Annotated in this window: 1 protein-coding gene and 1 pseudogene; both read left to right on the top strand. The window is 32.7% G+C overall.

Going from position 1 to position 2231, the window contains the following annotated elements; genetic code table 11:
• Nucleotides 1-198 precede the first annotated feature (198 nt).
• Nucleotides 199-342 (top strand): annotated as a pseudogene (locus MW688_RS13380) (hypothetical protein); the annotation flags it as partial.
• Between the two features lie 493 nt (nt 343-835).
• Nucleotides 836-2231, top strand: a 1396-nt coding sequence (locus MW688_RS13375; RefSeq protein WP_486736506.1) for a response regulator, incomplete at its 3' end; no start/stop codon positions are given.

Genomic DNA, 2231 nt, shown 5'->3' with positions numbered 1-2231 from the left:
TATGCCCAAGGATATTTAATAGATAAACCCAAAGCTATTTTAATCCATAGATTAAGAGGTAATGAAGCGATTAGGGCTTAGGTAAATGACTTTTATAACAGTAAGGTTGAAAGGAGATTAATTACAAAGCCAAAAACCCCTCTCCCTGCTCCTCTGCTTGCCTCAAAGAAAAGTTAAAATCCAAAACCTACGAGGTATTGGGAGGAGTCAGAATTTACAGGAACTGGATTTCCTAGTCATTTTTACCTGAAATATCATTTTTATCAACAGTATTTTCCCGTACTTGTGTTGGGGTGCAATAAACTTACTCAAAATTGCCAGCGAAAGCGGAGAGCGCCTTAGAGGCTGTTTTTTGGTCAATAATCTTGAGTTATTGGGAGGCGCTCTCCGCCACTTCATAAGTTATTTGTGACCCCAAACCATTAACTGGTAAAGGCTGGCAATTTTGAGCAGGTTTTCTCTCGCGGTAGTTATCAAAAAGCGAAATCTTAAAACTTTATAAAGTCATCTTAAATTGGTAATTTTATTGACAGTTTTTCTACAACCCAAAGAATAGAATCTAAGTATATACCGATTAATAAGACGGTGAAAAAAATAATCACAATTGAATATTATCACATACATTAAGTAATGTTAAGCTCGTGACCAAAGTTGATTCAAGTTCTACGTTTTCTCGAAACTAGAGTAACTTCATCAGTAAGTTATTGAGGCCGAATTGTCATTTGAAAACTTGTTCATTACTAAATGGATAATAGCTATGACTATCTCTAAACCGTTCAATTTAGCGGAGAAATTATAAGTAAAACTAGGACTTAAAGATTTTAGGTAGATGACAATGATTCAAATAGACAAAGAGAACTCAATAAATCAAATTTCCAACAGTGCCCAAACAAAAGAAATACTAAACCAAGTAGAGAAAGACCAATTTAGTGGTAGAATCACCTTTAAATTGGAATCCCACACCTGTTGGCATTTTCACTTTTATTCTGGTAAAGTTATCTATGCTAATGGCGGAGAACATCAAGTGAGACGCTTTTTTAGAAATGTGTCTATTTATTTGCCACAGATAAAAGAAGAACTTATTAGATTAATTAAAAACCCTCAAGCAATTAACAAAAAAGATTTAGATATATGCTGGGAATACGAGTTACTTCGTCGCTGGATTGACCAAAAGAAAATAAATGCTGAACAAATACAAAAATTTATCAAAGCCCAGCTTGAAGAAATTCTCTTTGAAATTTTGCAAGCTAAAAGCTTAAGTTTAGAATCAGAATTTCGTAAAATTTCGATTAAATTACTAACCATTACGAGTTTAAAAATACCAGTATTCAAAGTTACTCAACTAGAAGAAGCTTGGAAAAAAGCAAAAGTATTTGACTGTTGTCCTAATCTAGCACCAAAAATCATTGAATCGGAACAATTAGTCGAAAAAATTGGTTTAAAGCGATTACAGCAGATGCAAAGTAAATTTACAGGCAATAAAAGCTTGCGAGATTTAAGCATACAATTAAGAGTAAGTTTGTTAGAGTTGACTAAATTTTTACAGTTCTACTTGGACAAAGGATTCATAGAATTAGTTAAAATTGCTGATTTTAGACCTCCTATAAAATATGTTGAAACAAATCACCCCAAAGTCCCTTTGGTAGCTTGTGTAGACGATGTTGCGAGTGTATGTAAAACTATGGAAAAAATAGTCAAAGCACAAGGCTATGATTTTATTGGTATAACTGAAGATTTACGCTCCATAGATTTGTTACTGAAGCATAAACCAGACTTGATTTTTATGGATTTTTATATGCCAAATATCAATGGTTATGAATTATGTCGCATCTTACGTAAATCCAAGAACCAGAAACTGAAAAACACCCCTATTGTTCTATTAACTGGGTACAAAAATATCTTGGAGCATTTTCACGGCAAACTAAATGGTTGTAATGACATCTTACTTAAGCCAATTAAAGAAGATATTATCAACAAAATACTCCATAAATATCTACCAGATGTAGTCAAAGCCAAGGTACAAACAAGACCTTACACAGAATCAGATTGGCTTACTATAACTAATGTAAATCTAGATACAGATAAGTTAGTGTTATTTAATCAAAAAATCGCTTCTTTGGCAAATAGTAGCTTAAATGTTAATCATTCAGAAATTTTACTGAGAGTAAAAAATCACAAAGGAGAATTAATATCTCCCATGCCTTTAATACAAGCGGCACAAAAACATAATT

It is taken from the genome of Johannesbaptistia floridana, from assembly GCF_057440575.1.
Note: the sequence above shows the minus strand (reverse complement) of the source record. Positions and strands in the feature narration are given on the sequence as shown.